Here is an 18,519-nt window from a genome sequence, read left to right on the forward strand (position 1 = left end):
CCGCTGTGCCGGCACGGGCTCCCGCCACCCGCCCGGAAGCCGCACCCACCGTCGCCACAAAAAGGCCGTCCACCCATTGGTATCCATGGCCATCAATCCATGAAGCCCTGGAGCTTCAATTCGATGGAGCGCGGGTTCTCGCCCTCGGCAATCGACAGAATGCCTTCGAGCAGCATTTCGCGATAACGCGACTGGCGCATGGCAATCGACTTGAGCTTGCTGGCCACCGGCAACAGCACCAGGTTGGCACTGGCCACGCCGTAGATGGTGGCCACAAACGCCACGGCAATCCCGCTGCCCAGTTGCGAAGGGTCGGCCAGGTTGCCCATCACGTGGATCAGGCCCATCACTGCACCGATGATGCCGATGGTCGGCGCGTAGCCGCCCATGCTTTCGTAGACTTTGGCGGCGTTGATATCGCGGCTTTCCTGGGTGTAGAAATCCACCTCGAGGATGCTGCGGATCGCTTCGGGTTCGGCACCGTCCACCAGCAACTGCAGGCCTTTGCGCGCGTAGCTGTCGGGCTCGGCATCGGCCACGCCTTCCAGGCCCAGCAGGCCTTCCTTGCGGGCGGTAAGGCTCCAGTTGACCACCCGGTCGATGCCGCCCGGCAGGTCCACGCGCGGCGGGAAGATGATCCAGATCAGGATCTGCATCGCACGCTTGAACGAACTCATCGGCGACTGCAGCAACGCCGCGCCCACGGTACCGCCGATCACGATCAGCGCCGCCGGGCCGTTGGCCAGGGCACCGAGGTGGCCGCCTTCGAGGTAGTTGCCGCCGATGATCGCGACAAACGCCATGATGATGCCGATCAGGCTCAAGACATCCATCAGAGGCAGGCCTCCACCAGGTGCTTGCCGATGTCGTCCAGGCTGTAGACGGCGTCGGCCAGGTCTGCCTTGACGATCGCCATGGGCATGCCATAGATCACGCAGCTGGCTTCGTCCTGGGCCCAGATGGCGCTGCCGCCCTGCTTGAGCAGGCGCGCGCCTTCACGGCCGTCGGCGCCCATGCCGGTGAGTACCACCGCCAGAACTTTGTCGCCGTAGGACTTGGCCGCCGAACCGAAGGTGATATCCACACACGGTTTGTAGTTCAGGCGCTCATCGCCCGGCAGGATTTTGATCGCGCCACGCCCGTCCACCATCATCTGCTTGCCGCCAGGGGCCAGCAACGCCAGGCCAGGACGCAGGATGTCGCCATCCTCGGCTTCCTTGACGCTGATGCGGCACAGCTTGTCCAGGCGCTCGGCGAAGGCCTTTGTGAACGCCGCCGGCATGTGCTGGATCAACACGATCGGCGCCGGGAAGTTGGCCGGCAATTGGGTCAACACCCGTTGCAGGGCCACCGGGCCACCCGTCGAGGTGCCAATGGCAACCAGCTTGTAGGCCTTGCGCTTGGGCGCCGGCGAATGCGCAGCAGCAGGCGCCGGCGTGCGCACTGGCGGCGGCGCCGGCCGTGCAACCGGTGCGGGGGCCGGGGCCGGGCGACCGAATGAGGAGGCGGGTGCAGGCGCGGGTGCAGCCACCGGCGCCGGGGTCGGGGCTGGCGTGCTGAACAGGCTGCGGCGGTTACTGCGGGAAATACTGTGGACTTTCTCGCACAGCAGTTGCTTGACCTTCTCGGGGTTGCGCGAGATGTCTTCGAAATTTTTCGGCAGGAAGTCCACCGCACCGGCGTCCAGCGCATCCAGAGTGACCCGGGCACCTTCGTGGGTCAGCGAGGAGAACATCAACACCGGGGTCGGGCAGCGCTGCATGATATGGCGCACAGCCGTGATGCCATCCATCATCGGCATCTCGTAGTCCATGGTGATTACGTCAGGTTTCAACGCAATGGCCTGATCAATCGCCTCTTTGCCGTTTGTGGCCGTGCCGATCACCTGAATCGTTGGATCGGCGGAAAGAATTTCCGAGACGCGGCGGCGGAAGAAACCCGAATCGTCCACCACCAGGACCTTGACTGCCATAAACACTCCGTTAGGCGGGGCGGGCGAACCGCCCTGCCCCACCAGAATCAAATACGCCGAGCGGCGTAACGCTTGAGCATGCTCGGAACATCGAGAATCAGCGCGATCCGACCGTCACCGGTGATGGTCGCACCCGACATGCCCGGGGTTCCCTGCAGCATTTTGCCCAAAGGCTTGATGACCACTTCTTCCTGACCCACCAGTTGGTCGACCACAAAGCCGATACGCTGGGTGCCCACGGAGAGAATCACCACATGACCTTCGCGCTGCTCTTCATGGGCAGCCGATGCCACCAGCCAACGCTTGAGGTAGAACAGTGGCAACGCCTTGTCGCGCACGATCACCACTTCCTGGCCGTCCACCACGTTGGTGCGCGACAGGTCGAGGTGGAAGATCTCGTTGACGTTGACCAGCGGGAAGGCGAACGCCTGGTTGCCCAGCATCACCATCAGGGTCGGCATGATCGCCAAGGTCAACGGCACCTTGATGACGATCTTCGAGCCCTGGCCCTTGGTCGAGTAAATGTTGATCGAGCCGTTGAGCTGGCTGATCTTGGTCTTCACCACGTCCATGCCCACGCCACGACCGGACACGTCGGAAATCTCGGTCTTGGTCGAGAAGCCCGGGGCGAAGATCAGGTTGTAGCACTCGGTATCGGTCAGGCGGTCCGCGGCGTCCTTGTCCATCACGCCACGCTTGACCGCGATATTGCGCAGAATGGTCGGGTCCATGCCCTTGCCGTCATCGGTGATCGACAGCAGGATGTGGTCGCCTTCTTGCTCGGCCGCCAGGATCACCTTGCCGTTACGCGACTTGCCCGAGGCTTCGCGTTCTTCAGGGGTTTCCACGCCGTGGTCGACGGCGTTGCGCACCAAGTGGACCAGCGGATCGGCCAAGGCCTCGACAAGGTTTTTGTCGAGGTCGGTTTCTTCGCCCACCAGTTCCAGGTTGATCTCTTTCTTGAGCTGGCGTGCCAGGTCGCGAACCAGACGCGGGAAGCGACCGAAGACTTTCTTGATCGGCTGCATCCGCGTTTTCATCACGGCGGTCTGCAGGTCGGCAGTCACCACGTCGAGGTTCGACACGGCTTTCTGCATGGCTTCATCGCCGCTGGTCAGGCCCAGGCGGACCAGGCGGTTACGCACCAGTACCAGTTCGCCGACCATGTTCATGATGTCGTCCAGGCGCGCGGTATCGACCCGCACGGTGGTTTCGGCTTCACTCGCAGGTTTCTCCGCCACTGGCGCCGCAGCGGCACGCGCTGGGGCCGGGGCTGCTGCCGGGGCAGGCGCAGGCTTGGCGGCCGGCGCTGCGGCTTTGGCGGCAACCGGTGCCGCCGTGGCAACGGCTGCAGCAGCGGCCGGGGCCACTTCGGTGAACTTGCCCTTGCCGTGCAAATCGTCCAGCAGCGCTTCGAATTCGTGATCGGAGATCAGCCCGTCGCCAGCCGGTGCGGCATTGGCAGATGGCGCAGAGACTGGCGCAGGGGCTGCCGCGACTTCCGGCAAAGCGTCGGCCGCAAACGTGCCTTTGCCATGCAGTTGGTCGAGCAACGCTTCGAATTCGTCATCGGTAATGTCGGTGCTGGCCGAGGCGGCAGGCGCTTCGGCGGCAGCAGCAGGTGCCACGGCGTCGGCAGCGAACTGGCCTTTGCCGTGCAACTGGTCGAGCAGGGATTCGAACTCTGCGTCAGTGATGTCTTCGCTGGTCGGCGCGGCCGGTGCAGCAACTGCCGCCGGTGCTTCAGCCTCGGCTTTGACGGCATTGAGGGAGTTGAGCAACTGCTCGAACTCGCTGTCCGTCACATCCGCTTCAGGCTCAGCCACAGGCTCTGGCGCAGCTTCAACGACCGGCGCAGCGGACAGGTCGGCCGGCTCCGCATAGCGCGCCAGGGCGGCCAGCAGTTCCGGCGTCGCGGCCGTGATCGGTGCACGTTCGCGCACTTCGCTGAACATGCCGTTGACCGCATCCAGTGCTTCGAGAATCACGTCCATCAATTCCGAATCAACGTGACGCTCACCCTTGCGCAGGATGTCGAACACGTTCTCGGCGATGTGGCAGCACTCCACCAGCTCATGGAGCTGGAGGAAGCCGGCGCCCCCTTTTACAGTGTGAAAACCGCGAAAAATTGCATTGAGCAGGTTCGCATCATCCGGGCGGCTTTCCAGCTCGACCAGTTGTTCGGACAGTTGCTCTAAAATTTCGCCGGCCTCTACAAGGAAATCCTGAAGGATTTCTTCATCGGCGCCGAAGCTCATGTGGGTGCTCCTTAGAAGCCTAAACTGGATAACAGGTCATCTACGTCATCCTGACCTGACACAACGTCTTCACGTTTATCGGCATGAATCTGCGGACCTTCACCCTTGGCGAGATGTTTTTTTGGATCTTTTTCCGAGAGGATCGCTTCGCGGTCATGTTCGATGCCGGCAAAACGGTCAACCTGGCCTGCCATAAGCACCAATTTGAGCAAGTTGCTTTCCACTTCGGTGACCAACTGGGTCACACGCTTGATCACCTGACCGGTGAGGTCCTGGTAATCCTGGGCAAGCAGAATGTCGTTGAGGTTGCTGGAAACCGTGCGGTTTTCCTGCTCGCTGCGTGACAAGAACCCTTCGACCCGACGCGCCAATTCACGAAACTCTTCAGCGCCCACTTCACGGCGCATGAAACGGCCCCAGTCGTGGCTCAGGGCCTGGGCTTCAGTGGCCATGCCGTTGACCAGGGGCGTGGCGTTTTCTACCAGGTCCATGGTGCGGTTGGCCGCCGCCTCAGTCAGCCTGACCACATAGGACAGGCGTTCGGTGGCATCAGTGATTTGCGAGATTTCTTCGGCCTGGGGCATATGCGGGTCAATCTGGAAATTGACGATCGCACTGTGCAGCTCGCGTGTGAGCTTGCCCACTTCCTGGTACAGGCCGCGGTCACGGGTCTGGTTGAGCTCATGGATCAACTGCACCGCGTCGCCGAACTGGCCTTTTTCAAGGCTGTCGACCAACTGGTGAGCATGCTTTTTCAGGGTCGACTCAAAGTCTCCCTGTGACGTTTCTTTATGCTCCATAGCTCCCCCGCGATGGCATTAGCCGTGGATGCGTTCGAAGATTTTTTCGATCTTCTCTTTCAAGGCCAATGCAGTGAATGGCTTGACCACGTAACCGTTAACCCCGGCTTGGGCGGCTTCGATGATCTGTTCACGCTTGGCTTCGGCGGTCACCATCAGCACAGGCAGGCTGCGCAGCTTTTCGTCAGCGCGCACGTGGCGCAGCAGGTCGATACCGGTCATGCCCGGCATGTTCCAGTCTGTTACCAGAAAGTCGATGCTCCCGCTGTTGAGGATCGGAATCGCCGTAATGCCGTCATCCGCCTCGACCGTGTTAGTGAACCCAAGGTCACGCAACAGGTTTTTTATGATCCGCCGCATCGTTGAGAAGTCATCAACGATGAGGATTTTCATGTTCTTGTCCAATTCGACCTCCAAGCAGTCTTAAACGCGCCCAGCACCTGGACGCGCCATTTCAATCAACAGGCATTACACAAAAAGGACTGCCGGGGACACAACGGGTCGAACCCGCGAAGGTCAATCACCCTCGCGGTCTCGTCTGCAGTGCTCCCCAACACTGCCTGTCAGCGCGCTCGCCACTCTCCCAAACGCCCCCGCAAGCGGGCTGCGCACTGGCTGTGCAACTGGCTGACCCGCGATTCGCTGACCCCCAGGACCTCACCGATTTCCTTGAGGTTCAGCTCTTCGTCGTAGTACAGCGCCAACACCAGCCGCTCACGCTCCGGCAAATTGGCAATCGCGTCCGCCAGGGCGCCCTGGAAGCGTTCATCTTCCAGGTCGCGCGATGGCTCCATATGAGCGCTCGCGCCGTCCTCGTGCAGCCCCTCGTGTTCGCCGTCCTGCAGCAGGTCGTCGAAACTGAACAGGCGGCTGCCCAAGGTATCGTTCAAAATCCCGTAGTAATCGTCGAGACTCAATTGGAGTTCGGCCGCAACTTCGTGATCTTTAGCGTCGCGACCGGTTTTTGCTTCAATTGCGCGAATTGCGTCACTGACCATGCGCGTATTGCGATGCACCGAACGCGGCGCCCAGTCACCTTTGCGCACTTCGTCGAGCATCGCGCCACGTATGCGGATACCCGCATACGTCTCGAAACTCGCGCCTTTGCTCGCGTCGTATTTGGTCGACACTTCGAGCAGGCCGATCATGCCCGCCTGGATCAGGTCTTCGACCTGAACGCTGGCGGGCAGGCGTGCCAGCAAGTGATAGGCAATGCGCTTGACCAAGGGCGCATAGCGCTCGATCAACTCACCCTGGCTGTCACGGGCAGACTTCTTGTACGCGTTGTAGCCGGTCGCTGTCATAGCACGGGTCCTGCGCTCGTCTGATGCACCAATCGCTCGACGAAAAACTCCAGATGCCCACGCGGGTTGGCAGGCAACGGCCAGGTATCGACCTTCTGGGCAATAGCCTTGAACGCCAATGCGCATTTGGAACGAGGGAACGCTTCGTAGACTGCACGCTGCTTTTGCACAGCCTTGCGCACACACTCGTCGTAGGGAACTGCGCCGACGTATTGTAAGGCGACATCGAGAAAGCGATCCGTGACCTTGGTCAACTTGGCGAACAGGTTTCGCCCCTCTTGCGGGCTTTGGGCCATGTTGGCCAGCACCCGGAAGCGGTTCATGCCGTAGTCACGGTTAAGCAGTTTGATCAGGGCGTAGGCGTCGGTGATCGAGGTGGGTTCATCGCAAACCACCAGCAGCACTTCCTGCGCGGCGCGCACGAAGCTGACCACGGACTCGCCGATCCCGGCGGCGGTGTCGATCACCAGCACGTCGAGGTTGTCGCCGATATCACTGAAGGCCTGGATCAGGCCGGCATGCTGCGCCGGGCTCAGGTGCACCATGCTCTGGGTGCCGGAGGCAGCCGGCACGATGCGGATGCCACCCGGGCCTTGCAGCAGCACATCGCGCAGCTCGCAGCGGCCCTCGATCACATCGGCAAGCGTGTGTTTGGGCGTCAGCCCCAGCAGAACGTCGACGTTCGCCAGCCCCAGGTCAGCATCCAGCAGCATGACGCGACGGCCAAGCTCTGCCAGGGCCAGGGACAAATTCACTGACACGTTAGTTTTCCCGACGCCACCTTTGCCGCCGGTCACCGCGATCACCTGTACGGGATGCATGCTGCCCATTTTATTTCTTTACCTTGTCTTGCTTAGACGCAGGCTACATGGCTTGGCCGCGTGAATCGCTTGCAGACCATCAATGTAGGTACATTTCACGGTGTTCATCCTGACCTCAACCCACCCGCTTTGCCGGGTTGTGGTAAAGGTCGGCGAACATATCGGCCATCGCTTCCTCGCTAGGCTCTTCTTGCATTTGCACGCTGACTGCGCGGCTGACCAACTGATGACGGCGCGGCAGATGCAGATCATCCGGGATCCGTGGCCCGTCGGTCAGGTAGGCGACCGGCAATTCGTGGCTGATGGCCAGGCTCAAGACCTCGCCCAGGCTCGCGGTTTCATCGAGCTTGGTGAGAATGCAGCCGGCCAGGCCGCAGCGCTTGTAACTGTGGTACGCAGCGGTAAGAACCTGTTTCTGACTGGTGGTTGCAAGCACCAGGTAATTTTTTGACTTGATGCCACGCCCGGCCAGGCTTTCCAGTTGCATGCGCAACGCCGGATCGCTGGCTTGCAGGCCGGCGGTGTCGATCAGTACCACGCGCTTGCGCAGCAGCGGGTCGAGGGCGTTCGCCAAGGACTGGCCCGGGTCTACGTGGGTCACCGGCACATTCAAAATACGGCCCAGGGTCTTGAGCTGCTCCTGGGCGCCAATGCGGTAGCTGTCCATGCTCACCAGCGCGATGTTCGAAGCGCCGTACTTGAGCACATACCGCGCCGCCAGCTTGGCCAGGGTGGTGGTCTTGCCCATGCCGGCAGGGCCGACCATGGCGATCACACCGCCCTCTTCCAGCGGCTCGATTTCCGGGGTGACGATCATCCGCGCCAAGTGCGCCAGCAACATGCGCCAGGCCTGGCGAGGCTCTTCGATTTCAGTGGTCAGGGCCAGCAGGTCACGGGACAACGGGCCGGACAGGCCAATGCGTTGCAGGCGACGCCACAGGTTGGCCTGTTGCGGCTTGCTGCCTTGCAACTGGGTCCACGCCAACGAGCCCAGTTGGACTTCCAGCAGCTCGCGCAGGCCATTGAGTTCAAAGCGCATCGAGTCGAACACACGCTGGTCGACTGCGGCAGCCTGGGCTGGCGCTGCAGGACGTGGCGGTTCAACGAACGTCGGCTCAACCAGCGGCTCGGCGGCGGTCAACGGCAAGCCGGCAAACAACTGACGGTTGGTGCTGGCATCGCTGTCGCCACGCATGCTCAGTTCGGCCTGGGCCGAGACAATGCGCGAGGCGGTCTTGCGCAACTCGTCTTCGAGTTCCATGTTCGGTACGCGCGGCGCCAGCGCCGAGGGGGTGTAGTCCAGGGCAGCCGTCAGTTCGACACCGCCGGCAATACGACGGTTACCGATAATCGCGGCGTCGGCGCCCAGCTCGTCACGTACCAGTTTCATGGCCTGACGCATATCGGCGGCGAAAAAACGCTTAACTTGCATAACCCACTACCCTCAGCCGTTGGGCCCTACTGTCGCGACGATAGTCACTTGCTTGTTGTCAGGAATTTCCTGATAAGCCAAAACGTGCAAATTCGGTACTGCCAGACGCCCAAACCGCGACAACATCGCCCGGACGGGGCCGGCCACCAGCAGAATCACCGGTTGGCCCTGCATTTCCTGGCGCTGTGCGGCGTCGATCAACGAACGCTGCAGTTTCTCAGCCATGCTTGGCTCCAGCAGAACGCCCTCTTCCTGGCCTTGTCCTGCCTTCTGAATACTATTGAGCAATATTTGTTCCAACCTTGGTTCCAAGGTGATCACAGGCAGCTCGGAGTCAAGCCCTACAATGCTTTGGACGATTGCACGGGACAATCCGACGCGCACCGCAGCCACCAGCGCGGCAGTATCTTGACTCTTGGCGGCATTGTTGGCGATGGCCTCGGCAATGCTGCGGATGTCGCGCACCGGTACCTGTTCGGCCAGCAGCGCCTGCAACACCTTGAGCAGTTGCGACAACGACAACACGCCCGGCACCAGCTCCTCGGCGAGTTTTGGCGAGGCTTTGCCGAGCAAACCCATCAATTGCTGGACTTCTTCGTGGCCGATCAGCTCGTGGGAGTGCTTGTACAGAATCTGGTTGAGGTGGGTGGCGACCACGGTGCTGGCGTCCACCACGGTGTAGCCCAGGGACTGCGCCTGGCTGCGCTGGCTGATTTCGATCCAGACCGCCTCCAGGCCAAAAGCCGGATCTTTGGCGGTAATACCGTTGAGGCTGCCGAATACTTGCCCTGGGTTGATCGCCAGCTCGCGGTCCGGGTAAATCTCGGCTTCGGCCAGGATCACCCCCATCAGGGTCAGGCGGTAGGCGCTGGGCGCCAGGTCGAGGTTGTCGCGGATGTGCACGGTCGGCATCAAAAAGCCCAGGTCCTGGGACAGCTTCTTGCGCACGCCCTTGATCCGCGCGAGCAATTGGCCGCCCTGGTTACGGTCTACCAGGGGAATCAGGCGATAGCCGACTTCCAGGCCGATCATGTCGATCGGGGTCACGTCATCCCAGCCCAACTCCTTGGTTTCCTGGGCGCGGGCCGGCGATGGCAGCAGCTCCTGCTGGCGCGCGATCTCTTGCTGAGCGATCACCTTGACCTGGTTCTGCTTCTTCCAGAACAGGTAGGCGCCGCCACCGGCCAATGCCGCCATGCTGAGGAACGACACATGCGGCATGCCCGGCACGATACCCATGATCGCCATGATGCCCGCCGCCACAGCCAGCGCTTTGGGCGAGGCGAACATCTGACGGCTGATCTGCTTGCCCATGTCTTCGGAGCCCGAAGCACGGGTCACCATGATCGCGGCAGCTGTGGATAACAACAGTGATGGCAATTGCGCCACTAAACCGTCACCAATGGTCAGCAGGGCGTACACCTTGCCCGCATCGCCGAAGGTCATGCCGTGCTGGAAGATACCCACCGCCATGCCGCCGATGAGGTTGATGAACAGAATCAGCAGGCCGGCAATGGCGTCACCGCGCACAAATTTGCTGGCACCGTCCATGGAACCGTAGAACTCGGCTTCCTGGGCCACTTCCAGGCGGCGGGATTTGGCTTGGTTCTGGTCGATCAGGCCGGCGTTGAGGTCGGCGTCGATGGCCATTTGTTTGCCGGGCATCGCGTCGAGGGTGAACCGCGCACTCACCTCGGAGATTCGCCCGGCACCTTTGGTCACTACGACAAAGTTGATGATCATGAGGATCGCGAACACCACGATACCGACCACGTAGTTACCGCCGATCACCACTTCACCGAAGGCCTGGATCACCTTACCGGCGGCGGCATGGCCGTCCTGGCCGTGCAGCATGACCACACGGGTGGAGGCCACGTTGAGCGCCAGGCGCAGCAAGGTCGCCACCAGCAGGATGGTCGGGAACACGGCAAAATCCAGCGGCCGCAGGGCGTACACGCAGACCAGCAGCACCACGACCGACAAGGCAATGTTGAAGGTGAAGAACACGTCCAGCAGGAACGGCGGCATCGGCAACATCATCATTGCCAGCATCACCAGCAACAACAACGGCACACCCAGATTGCCCCGCGAGAGGTCAGTCAGGGTGGTACGGGCCGTGCCGAGCATTTGAGAGCGATCCACCACCGGTATTCCTCGTTTCCTTGAAGCAAACTTTTGACGCCGGGAGGCGTCCTGGAGGCGGTATTGCAAGAAGCCTTCCAACTTTTGCTTCAGCACGTGGATCGCTAACAACCACCCAGGCTTTATCGGCTGTAAACCAATCAAAATGTGGGAGGGGGCTTGCCCCCGATGGCATTGGGTCAGTTAAAGATTTATCCACTGACACACCCTCATCGGGGGCAAGCCCCCTCCCACATTTGGCTTTGTACGCGTCCAGCACTAGCGGGGGGACGAGCAATCAGTGAGTTTTCACGCGAGTCGCACGTTCACAGCCTGAGGCCCTTTTTGTCCGGTCTCGACATCGAACTCAACCTTCTGGTTGTCTTCGAGCGTCTTGAACCCGTCACCCCGGATCGCCGAAAAGTGCACAAAAACATCCGTGCCACCGCCGTCCTGGGTAATAAACCCAAAGCCCTTTTCCTTGTTAAACCATTTCACAGTGCCCGTTGCCATTGCCGCTCTCCGCACACTTCGTTCAAGGACCCGCACAGGTGCGGCTAGATCAGCCTGAGGCTCGATGCGTACACACCCGTAGGCCGATGGATCATTTGAAGCTCCACTTTAAGCCCCGCTGAAAGCTCAATGTCCTTCGAGCCGAGGCCATCTACCCACACTTCCTCTTCTCCACCATCCAGCACGATCAAGCCTTCGTGGGTCAGTTGATCATAGGATTTGACTGTTCCCGTCACCACGTTCATAGCCACTTCTCCTGAATCTGCTAACAGCGCGCGCACAGTTGAGCGGGTATAAAACCGCCATACCGGAAGGCTGGCTACTGTCAAAGTTGACAGGGTGGGGGCTTTTCAGATGAATGACACGGTGGCAATCAAGAATCGCGGCGCAGGTCCGGCGGAATCGGCAGGTCTTTGAGCGGATCAGGCCGCTTGCCCTTGCCGGCGCGGTATTGGCGGATCTGATAGACGTACGCCAACACCTGGGCAACGGCCAGGTACAGCCCGGCGGGGATTTCCTGGTCAAGGTCGGTGGAATAGAAGATCGAGCGCGCCAGCTCCGGCGACTCCAGCAGCAGGATGTCGTTGGCCACAGCGATTTCGCGGATTTTTAGCGCGGTAAAGTCGCCGCCCTTGGCCAGCAGCATCGGCGCACCGCCCTTGTCCGGGTCGTACTTGAGGGCCACGGCGTAGTGGGTCGGGTTGGTGATGACCACGTCGGCGTCGGGCACCGAGGCCATCATCTTGCGTTGCGACATTTCGCGCTGCAGCTGTCGAATGCGCTGCTTGACCTCGGGGCGGCCCTCTTGGTCCTTGTGCTCGTCGCGCACTTCCTGCTTGGTCATCAGCAGTTTCTTGTGGCTTTCCCACAGCTGGATCGGTGCATCCACCGCCGCAATGATGATCAGCCCGGCGGCCATCCACAGCGCGCTCCAGCCCACCACCTGCACACTGTGGATGATCGCCGACTCCAGCGGCTCATGGGCGATGCGCAGCAGGTCGTCGATGTCGGACGACAATACCGTGAGGGCCACGAACAGAATCAGGATGAACTTGGCCAAGGCCTTGAGCAGCTCCACCAAGGCCTTGGCGGAAAACATCCGCTTGAGCCCGGCGGCCGGGTTCATGCGGCTGAATTTGGGCGCCATGCTGCCGGCGGCGAACAGCCAGCCGCCAAGGGCGACCGGGCCGATCAGCGCGGCCAGCAGCAAGGTAATCAGGATCGGCTGCACCGCCAGGATCGCGATCTTGCCCGAATGCAGCAGGTACTGGCCCATGGAGTCGGGGTTGAGCAGCACTTCGCGGGGCAAGGTGAAGTTGTGCTTCATCAACTCCAGCAGGTCCAGGGCCAAGCCGCCGCCGTAGATCAGCAAACCGCCCGCGCCGGCCATCATGGTGGCGACGGTATTCAGCTCTTTGGAGCGCGCAATCTCGCCCTTTTCCCGGGAGTCCTTTTTACGTTTCTCCGTGGGGTCTTCTGTTTTGTCCTGACCACTCTCGCTCTCGGCCATGGCTCAGCGCGCCCGTGCCAGGTCACGTAAAAACTGCAAGGCGTCGGTCGCCAGCGGTTGATACTGATTGAGAATGTCAGCCAGGCCGACCCAGAAAATCCCCATGCCCAACACAAGGGTCAGCGGGAAACCAATCGAGAAAATGTTCAACTGCGGCGCCGCGCGGGTCATCACGCCAAACGCGATGTTGACCACCAGCAACGCGGTGATCGCCGGCAACACCAGCAGCAAGGAAGCGCCCAGCACCCAACCGAGGCGCCCGACCACTTCCCAGAAGTGATTGACCACCAGGCCCGAGCCCACCGGCAACGTGGTAAAGCTTTCGGTGAGCACCTCGAACGCCACCAGGTGGCCGTTCATCGCCAGAAACAGCAAGGTCACCAGCATGGTCAGGAACTGCCCGATGACCGCCGCCGACACGCCGTTGGTGGGGTCGACCATCGAGGCGAACCCCATGCCCATCTGGATCGAAATGATTTGCCCGGCAATCACGAACGCCTGGAAAAACAAACTCAGGGAGAAGCCCAGCATGGCGCCGATCAGCACCTGTTCGGCAATCAGCATCAAGGCGCTGAGGTCGAGGGCGTTGACCGGCGGCATCTGCGGCAAGCCAGGCACAATCACCACGGTGATTGCCACGGCGAAGTACAGGCGCACGCGCCGTGGCACCAGGGTGGTACCGATGACCGGCATGGCCATCAACATTGCCGTCACGCGAAACAGCGGCAGGATGAAGGACGCCACCCAGGTGCTGATCTGGGTGTCGGTCAATGCCAGCAAGGACTGCATCGGGTCAGCCGATCAACTGCGGAATACTGCCGTACAGCTGCAGGATGTATTCCATGAAGGTCTGCACCAGCCACGGGCCGGCAACGATCAAGGTGACCAGCATCACCAGCAGGCGCGGCAGGAAACTCAGGGTTTGTTCGTTGATCTGCGTCGCGGCCTGGAACATCGCCACCAGCAGGCCCACCAACAGGCTTGGCACCACCAGCACGGCGACCATCACGGTGGTCAGCCACAGCGCTTCACGGAACAGGTCGACTGCTACTTCTGGGGTCATGCGGCTTCACCTAACAAATCACACCCCTCCGAAACTGCCGGCCAGGGTACCGATAATCAGCGCCCAACCGTCCACCAGCACGAACAACATAATCTTGAACGGCAACGAGATGATCAGCGGCGACAGCATCATCATACCCATGGCCATCAACACGCTCGCCACCACCAGGTCGATGATCAGGAACGGAATAAAGATCATGAAGCCGATCTGGAATGCGGTTTTCAGTTCAGACGTCACAAACGCCGGCACCAGGATAGTCAGCGGCGCCTGGTCCGGGGTGGCGATGTCGGTACGCTTGGACAGGCGCATGAACAGCTCTAGGTCGCTGGAGCGGGTCTGCGACAACATGAAGTCCTTGATCGGCACCTGGGCCCGGTCGATTGCGACCTGGGCGGTAATGGTTTCCGCCAGGTAAGGCTGCAGGGCTTGCTGGTTCACCTTGTCGAACACCGGCGCCATGATGAACATGGTCAGGAACAAGGCCATGCCGGTGAGGATCTGGTTCGACGGCGTCTGCTGCAGGCCCAGGGCCTGGCGCAGGATCGAGAACACGATGATGATCCGCGTGAAGCTGGTCATCAGCATCACGAACGCCGGGATAAAGCTCAGCGCGGTCATGATCAGCAAGATCTGCAGACTGACCGAATACTCCTGCGCCCCCGCCGCGTTGGTCCCCAGCGTAATCGCCGGAATCGACAACGGGTCGGCGCCGAACGCCAATGGCGCGGCCAGCAACAGCATGAGCGTCAATAAAACGCGCATTACTTCTTATCCTTCTGATCCTTGCCCAGCAACTCCATCAGGCGCTGGGCGAATTCCGGTGTGGCGGGCTTGGACTGGTCAACACTCACCGGAGTCTTGAGCACGTGCAGTGGGGTGATGCGCCCAGGGGTGATGCCCAGCAGGATCTGTTCTTCACCCACTTGCACCAGCACCAGTCGATCACGCGGGCCCAGCGCACGGGAGCCGATCATTTCGATCACCTGCCCATTGCCCGGGCCCACGTTCTGCACGCGGCGCATCAGCCAGGCCAGCACAAAAATCAGCCCGACCACCAGCAACAGGCCCAGCACCAGCTGAGTCAGTTGCCCGCCGATACCACTGTTGACCACCGGCGCGGCAGCCGCCGCTTGCGCGATCGGCTCCGCGGCCAGGGCGCTCAATGGCAGCGCCAGAAACAGTCCCGCCATCAACCCCTTCATCTCAGCGCAACTTCTTGATGCGTTCGCTCGGGCTGATCACGTCGGTCAGGCGGATACCGAACTTCTCGTTGACCACCACCACTTCGCCGTGAGCAATCAACGTGCCGTTGACCAACACATCCAGCGGCTCACCGGCCAGGCGGTCCAGCTCGATCACCGAGCCCTGGTTGAGTTGCAGCAGGTTGCGGATGTTGATTTCGGTACTGCCCACTTCCATGGAAATCGACACCGGGATATCCAGGATCACATCCAGGTTCGGGCCGTCGAGGGTCACCGGGTCGTTGTTTTTCGGCACGCTGCCGAATTCTTCCATCGGCAGGCGATTGCTCGACGGCGCGGTGGCGGCGTCGGCGGCCAACAGGGCGTCGATATCGTCCTGGCCAACATCGCCGGTTTCTTCCAGGGCCGCAGCCCATTCGTCAGCCAGGGCCTGGTCTTCGGCGGAAGTGTTTTCGTGTTCGGTAGCCATTACATGTCCTCGGCGAAGCAAGCATTCATAAATAAGGGATTAGCGGCGGTTGATCGGCTCAACCACTTGCAGCGCCAGGTTGCCCTTGTGGGAACCGAGCTTGACCTTGAACGACGGCACGCCGTTGGCGCGCATGATCATTTCTTCCGGCAATTCGACGGGGATGATGTCCCCAGGCGCCATGTGCAAAATATCGCGCAGGCGCAACTGGCGACGGGCCACGGTGGCGCTCAGGGGTACGTCGACGTCCAGCAGGTCTTCGCGCAGGGCCTTGACCCAGCGCTCGTCCTGGTCGTCGAGGTCGGACTGGAAACCGGCGTCGAGCATCTCGCGCACCGGCTCGATCATCGAGTACGGCATGGTCACGTGCAGGTCGCCGCCACCGCCATCGAGTTCGATGTGGAAGGTGGACACCACAATGGCTTCGCTGGGCCCGACGATGTTGGCCATGGCCGGGTTCACTTCCGAGTTGATGTACTCGAAATTGACTTCCATGATCGCCTGCCAGGCTTCCTTCAAGTCGATGAAGGCCTGCTCCAGCACCATGCGCACTACCCGCAACTCGGTGGGGGTGAACTCACGGCCTTCGATCTTGGCATGACGGCCGTCGCCGCCGAAGAAGTTGTCCACCAGCTTGAACACCAGTTTGGCGTCGAGAATGAACAGCGCGGTGCCGCGCAACGGCTTGATCTTGACCAGGTTGAGGCTGGTGGGCACGTACAGCGAGTGCACGTATTCACCGAACTTCATCACCTGCACACCGCCCACCGCCACGTCCGCCGAGCGGCGCAGCATGTTGAACATGCTGATACGGGTGTAACGGGCAAACCGTTCGTTGATCATTTCCAGGGTCGGCATACGTCCACGGACGATGCGATCCTGGCTGGTCAGGTCATAACTTTTGACGCTGCCGGGCTCGGCAGCCATTTCGGTCTGTACCAGACCATCGTCGACGCCATGCAACAGCGCGTCGATTTCATCCTGGGACAGCAGGTCTTGCACGGCCATGTCGTGATCCTACTGCAATACGAAGTTAGTGAAGAGCGCCTGCTCGACCACGACTTTGCCGAGTTCCTTCTGGGCCACTTCCTGCACGCTGGCAGTGACCTTCTGGCGCAGCATTTCCTGGCCCACCGGGGTGGCCAGGGTGTCGAAGCTTTGTGCGGAGAACAGCATCACCAGGTTATTGCGGATAACCGGCATGTGCACCTTGAGGGCATCCAGGTCCGAGGCGTTGCGCGCCAGCAAGGTGATGCTCACCTGCAGGTAGCGTTGACGGCCATTCTGGTTGAAGTTGGCCACGAAGGCCGGAAGCATCGGCTCGAAGATTGCCGGTTGCTTGACGTTACTGGCGGTTTCGGCGGCGGGTGCCGGTTTGCTTGCACTGCTGTGCATGATGTACCAGGTGCCACCCACCGAGGCGCCGATGGCCAGGAGCAGGCCCACCACTATCAACAGAATAAGCTTGAGCTTACCTTTGCCTGCGGGTGCTTTTGCTGCGTCGTCGCTCTTCGCCATGCCAATAATCCGTCACTATTCGGGGATTCATAGATCTACGGAAAGGCAAGAGCAAGTGTTATGCCAGAGTTGTCTGGTAGCAGCAGCACCGCACATCAAATGTGGGAGGGGGCTTGCCCCCGATGAGGGGGTATCAGTCTATTAATCTGGTGACTGATACACCGCTATCGGGGGCAAGCCCCCTCCCACATTTTGGCCGTTGTACGGCTTGAATCAGGCGTAGTAGTCGACGGCGCTGGAGCCGATCACCGTGGAGGTTACCGGCGTGACTGCCTCAGCCACATCAATGTGGTTGCCGCTGTCGCCGTCAGCACCGCTGCGCCCGTTGCTGCCGCTCACGCCACGGGTCTGGGCCTGCTGTTGCTGCTGCTCCTGGCCACGCGACTGGTCGGACACGTTCACGTCCACCTGGCCCATGCCCTGCTGCGCAAACATCTCACGCAGGCGGCCGGACTGGCTTTCCAGCGCTTCACGCACCACCGGATGGGCGCTCATGAAGTTGACCTGGGCCTGCTGGTCGGCCGTCATGTTGACTTTGATATCCAGACGACCCAGCTCGGCTGGCTGCAACTGGATCTCCGCCGACTTGAGGTTGGCGCTGGAGAGGTACATCACACGGTTGACGATTTCGTCAGTCCAGCCGCTCTGGTGCATGGCCAACGGCGCATTCGTCACCGGCGGCAAAGCGTTTGCGGTTTTTGGCGTAGCTGCCTGGGTCAGCGCGGCCAGGCGATTGGCGAAGTCATCGACGCGGGTGTCGCTGCTGGCGTTCTTGAGGTCTTTGAGACCGTCTTCGATCAGGCCGCTGAAGGCCTTGTCGCCACCCGAATCCGTGCTGTCCTTGGTGGCTTGCTGGTCGACCATGGTGGCCAGGCCGGCGGCGAAGTTCTGCGCGGCGGTCGGCTGATCCTGGGTCGGCGCCGGGGCGGTTTTTGCCGGGGCCTGGCTGCTGGCGGACACATGGCCACCCTGCTCCATCGCCAGGCGCACGGCCGGCATGGCATCCAGGGGGTCAGCCTCGGGGTCGAAGACCGGCTTGGCCTCCTCGGTCACTGCAATCGGCGCCGCGACCACGGGTTGAGCCTTGTCATCGTTGGCGGCAGCAACCGGTGCCGGGGTTTCCACTGGGACCGGTACCGGCACGGCCACTGGCGTTACGGCGGCAATCAGTGCCGGGTCGACGACGGGGTCAGTCGGGGGTTGCTGTACCAGGGTTGGGTCGACCGGGGCGTCATTCTCTTGGCTCGCGCTGTCGTCGGCCTTGGCTGGCGGCGTGGCAGGCAAGGTATTGCCGCTATCGGCAACCGCTGGCGTGCCGGCGGCAGGCTTGTCGTTACTGGCGGCGGGTTTTGCACTGGTGTCGGACGGCTTGTCCCGCGCGGGTTTGGGCGAGTTGTCGTCGGCCTTGACGGTGGGTTTGGGGCCTTGGTTGGCGAACACTTGAGCGAAGCCAGGGCCCTTGTCCCGTGGGTCCGCAGCCGCAACCGGTTGAGTGGTGGCGGGGGCCTGAGGCTGTCCTCTATACCCATTTCCGAG

The 18,519-nt window shown here is 61.3% G+C and carries 20 protein-coding genes; all 20 read right to left on the minus strand.

Translation table 11 applies throughout. The features are described 5' to 3' along the window. Window positions 1-92 precede the first annotated feature (92 nt). On the minus strand, window positions 93-833 hold the full coding sequence (locus GIW02_RS24625; protein WP_033900785.1) for a flagellar motor protein: 741 nt from the start codon (window positions 831-833) through the stop codon (window positions 93-95). Then, the gene (locus GIW02_RS24630) at window positions 833-1,972 is read right to left on the minus strand and encodes a protein-glutamate methylesterase/protein-glutamine glutaminase (protein ID WP_236422140.1); all 1,140 of its coding nucleotides are present in this window, start codon (window positions 1,970-1,972) and stop codon (window positions 833-835) included. The genes GIW02_RS24625 and GIW02_RS24630 overlap by 1 nt, the downstream gene beginning before the upstream one ends. 47 nt (window positions 1,973-2,019) lie before the next feature. Further along, window positions 2,020-4,230 carry a chemotaxis protein CheA gene (locus GIW02_RS24635; RefSeq protein ID WP_236418304.1) on the minus strand — a complete coding sequence of 737 codons (2,211 nt, stop codon included), beginning with the start codon at window positions 4,228-4,230 and terminating at the stop codon, window positions 2,020-2,022. Window positions 4,231-4,241: 11 nt separating this feature from the next. After that, on the minus strand, window positions 4,242-5,030 hold the full coding sequence (locus GIW02_RS24640; RefSeq protein ID WP_236418302.1) for a protein phosphatase CheZ: 789 nt from the start codon (window positions 5,028-5,030) through the stop codon (window positions 4,242-4,244). A gap of 18 nt (window positions 5,031-5,048) precedes the next feature. Continuing rightward, window positions 5,049-5,423: a chemotaxis response regulator CheY gene (locus GIW02_RS24645; RefSeq protein WP_015885173.1), complete on the minus strand. Its 375-nt coding sequence runs from the start codon at window positions 5,421-5,423 to the stop codon at window positions 5,049-5,051. Between the two features lie 170 nt (window positions 5,424-5,593). Further along, a complete protein-coding gene (gene fliA / locus GIW02_RS24650) occupies window positions 5,594-6,334 on the minus strand; it encodes an RNA polymerase sigma factor FliA (RefSeq protein WP_016976604.1) in 741 nt (246 codons plus the stop codon). Further along, window positions 6,331-7,164 carry a flagellar synthesis regulator FleN gene (gene fleN, locus GIW02_RS24655; RefSeq protein WP_003192912.1) on the minus strand — a complete coding sequence of 278 codons (834 nt, stop codon included), beginning with the start codon at window positions 7,162-7,164 and terminating at the stop codon, window positions 6,331-6,333. Before fleN ends, fliA begins: the two co-directional genes overlap by 4 nt. A 106-nt stretch (window positions 7,165-7,270) precedes the next feature. Continuing rightward, window positions 7,271-8,587 carry a flagellar biosynthesis protein FlhF gene (gene flhF, locus GIW02_RS24660; protein ID WP_236418300.1) on the minus strand — a complete coding sequence of 439 codons (1,317 nt, stop codon included), beginning with the start codon at window positions 8,585-8,587 and terminating at the stop codon, window positions 7,271-7,273. Window positions 8,588-8,599: 12 nt separating this feature from the next. After that, window positions 8,600-10,714 (minus strand): flagellar biosynthesis protein FlhA, encoded by a 2,115-nt coding sequence (gene flhA / locus GIW02_RS24665; protein ID WP_268935580.1) that lies wholly within the window; start codon window positions 10,712-10,714, stop codon window positions 8,600-8,602. 303 nt (window positions 10,715-11,017) lie between these two features. Next, window positions 11,018-11,221 carry a cold-shock protein gene (locus GIW02_RS24670; RefSeq protein ID WP_236418296.1) on the minus strand — a complete coding sequence of 68 codons (204 nt, stop codon included), beginning with the start codon at window positions 11,219-11,221 and terminating at the stop codon, window positions 11,018-11,020. Window positions 11,222-11,265: 44 nt separating this feature from the next. Further along, window positions 11,266-11,466 carry a S1 domain-containing protein gene (locus GIW02_RS24675; RefSeq protein ID WP_236418295.1) on the minus strand — a complete coding sequence of 67 codons (201 nt, stop codon included), beginning with the start codon at window positions 11,464-11,466 and terminating at the stop codon, window positions 11,266-11,268. Between the two features lie 128 nt (window positions 11,467-11,594). Continuing rightward, window positions 11,595-12,731, minus strand: coding sequence for a flagellar biosynthesis protein FlhB (gene flhB / locus GIW02_RS24680; protein ID WP_236418294.1), 1,137 nt, complete (start codon window positions 12,729-12,731; stop codon window positions 11,595-11,597). A gap of 3 nt (window positions 12,732-12,734) precedes the next feature. Beyond that, on the minus strand, window positions 12,735-13,520 hold the full coding sequence (fliR, locus tag GIW02_RS24685; RefSeq protein ID WP_236422141.1) for a flagellar biosynthetic protein FliR: 786 nt from the start codon (window positions 13,518-13,520) through the stop codon (window positions 12,735-12,737). Window positions 13,521-13,524: 4 nt separating this feature from the next. Further along, complete coding sequence (fliQ, locus tag GIW02_RS24690) at window positions 13,525-13,794, minus strand: flagellar biosynthesis protein FliQ (RefSeq protein WP_010208761.1); 270 nt, start codon at window positions 13,792-13,794, stop codon at window positions 13,525-13,527. Window positions 13,795-13,812: 18 nt separating this feature from the next. Next, window positions 13,813-14,556: a flagellar type III secretion system pore protein FliP gene (gene fliP / locus GIW02_RS24695; RefSeq protein WP_236419416.1), complete on the minus strand. Its 744-nt coding sequence runs from the start codon at window positions 14,554-14,556 to the stop codon at window positions 13,813-13,815. After that, window positions 14,556-14,996 (minus strand): flagellar biosynthetic protein FliO, encoded by a 441-nt coding sequence (gene fliO / locus GIW02_RS24700; RefSeq protein ID WP_236419417.1) that lies wholly within the window; start codon window positions 14,994-14,996, stop codon window positions 14,556-14,558. Before fliO ends, fliP begins: the two co-directional genes overlap by 1 nt. A gap of 1 nt (window position 14,997) precedes the next feature. Next, a complete protein-coding gene (fliN, locus tag GIW02_RS24705; protein ID WP_122717827.1) occupies window positions 14,998-15,465 on the minus strand; it encodes a flagellar motor switch protein FliN in 468 nt (155 codons plus the stop codon). Between the two features lie 39 nt (window positions 15,466-15,504). After that, window positions 15,505-16,473: a flagellar motor switch protein FliM gene (gene fliM, locus GIW02_RS24710; RefSeq protein WP_122717828.1), complete on the minus strand. Its 969-nt coding sequence runs from the start codon at window positions 16,471-16,473 to the stop codon at window positions 15,505-15,507. A gap of 9 nt (window positions 16,474-16,482) precedes the next feature. Further along, on the minus strand, window positions 16,483-16,983 hold the full coding sequence (gene fliL / locus GIW02_RS24715; RefSeq protein WP_236419418.1) for a flagellar basal body-associated protein FliL: 501 nt from the start codon (window positions 16,981-16,983) through the stop codon (window positions 16,483-16,485). A gap of 213 nt (window positions 16,984-17,196) precedes the next feature. Next, window positions 17,197-18,519: flagellar hook-length control protein FliK (locus GIW02_RS24720; protein WP_236422143.1), on the minus strand; the 1,323-nt coding region annotated here is incomplete at its 5' end.

The organism is Pseudomonas syringae, from assembly GCF_021606685.1.
GTDB classification, from domain to species: Bacteria; Pseudomonadota; Gammaproteobacteria; order Pseudomonadales; family Pseudomonadaceae; genus Aquipseudomonas; species Aquipseudomonas syringae_R.

Excerpts from the sequence above, each read along its gene's own strand:
- fliM (WP_122717828.1), bottom strand. The coding sequence starts at position 16,473 with ATGGCCGTGCAAGACCTGCTGTCCCAGGATGAAATCGACGCGCTGTTG.
- flhB (WP_236418294.1), bottom strand. The coding sequence starts at position 12,731 with ATGGCCGAGAGCGAGAGTGGTCAGGACAAAACAGAAGACCCCACGGAG.
- fliQ (WP_010208761.1), bottom strand. The coding sequence starts at position 13,794 with ATGACCCCAGAAGTAGCAGTCGACCTGTTCCGTGAAGCGCTGTGGCTG.
- GIW02_RS24675 (WP_236418295.1), bottom strand. The coding sequence starts at position 11,466 with ATGAACGTGGTGACGGGAACAGTCAAATCCTATGATCAACTGACCCAC.
- fliN (WP_122717827.1), bottom strand. The coding sequence starts at position 15,465 with ATGGCTACCGAACACGAAAACACTTCCGCCGAAGACCAGGCCCTGGCT.
- flhA (WP_268935580.1), bottom strand. The coding sequence starts at position 10,714 with ATGCTCGGCACGGCCCGTACCACCCTGACTGACCTCTCGCGGGGCAAT.
- fliO (WP_236419417.1), bottom strand. The coding sequence starts at position 14,996 with ATGAAGGGGTTGATGGCGGGACTGTTTCTGGCGCTGCCATTGAGCGCC.
- flhF (WP_236418300.1), bottom strand. The coding sequence starts at position 8,587 with ATGCAAGTTAAGCGTTTTTTCGCCGCCGATATGCGTCAGGCCATGAAA.
- GIW02_RS24645 (WP_015885173.1), bottom strand. The coding sequence starts at position 5,423 with ATGAAAATCCTCATCGTTGATGACTTCTCAACGATGCGGCGGATCATA.
- GIW02_RS24640 (WP_236418302.1), bottom strand. The coding sequence starts at position 5,030 with ATGGAGCATAAAGAAACGTCACAGGGAGACTTTGAGTCGACCCTGAAA.
- fliL (WP_236419418.1), bottom strand. The coding sequence starts at position 16,983 with ATGGCGAAGAGCGACGACGCAGCAAAAGCACCCGCAGGCAAAGGTAAG.
- fleN (WP_003192912.1), bottom strand. The coding sequence starts at position 7,164 with ATGGGCAGCATGCATCCCGTACAGGTGATCGCGGTGACCGGCGGCAAA.
- fliR (WP_236422141.1), bottom strand. The coding sequence starts at position 13,520 with ATGCAGTCCTTGCTGGCATTGACCGACACCCAGATCAGCACCTGGGTG.
- GIW02_RS24630 (WP_236422140.1), bottom strand. The coding sequence starts at position 1,972 with ATGGCAGTCAAGGTCCTGGTGGTGGACGATTCGGGTTTCTTCCGCCGC.
- GIW02_RS24625 (WP_033900785.1), bottom strand. The coding sequence starts at position 833 with ATGGATGTCTTGAGCCTGATCGGCATCATCATGGCGTTTGTCGCGATC.
- fliA (WP_016976604.1), bottom strand. The coding sequence starts at position 6,334 with ATGACAGCGACCGGCTACAACGCGTACAAGAAGTCTGCCCGTGACAGC.
- fliP (WP_236419416.1), bottom strand. The coding sequence starts at position 14,556 with ATGCGCGTTTTATTGACGCTCATGCTGTTGCTGGCCGCGCCATTGGCG.
- GIW02_RS24635 (WP_236418304.1), bottom strand. The coding sequence starts at position 4,230 with ATGAGCTTCGGCGCCGATGAAGAAATCCTTCAGGATTTCCTTGTAGAG.
- GIW02_RS24670 (WP_236418296.1), bottom strand. The coding sequence starts at position 11,221 with ATGGCAACGGGCACTGTGAAATGGTTTAACAAGGAAAAGGGCTTTGGG.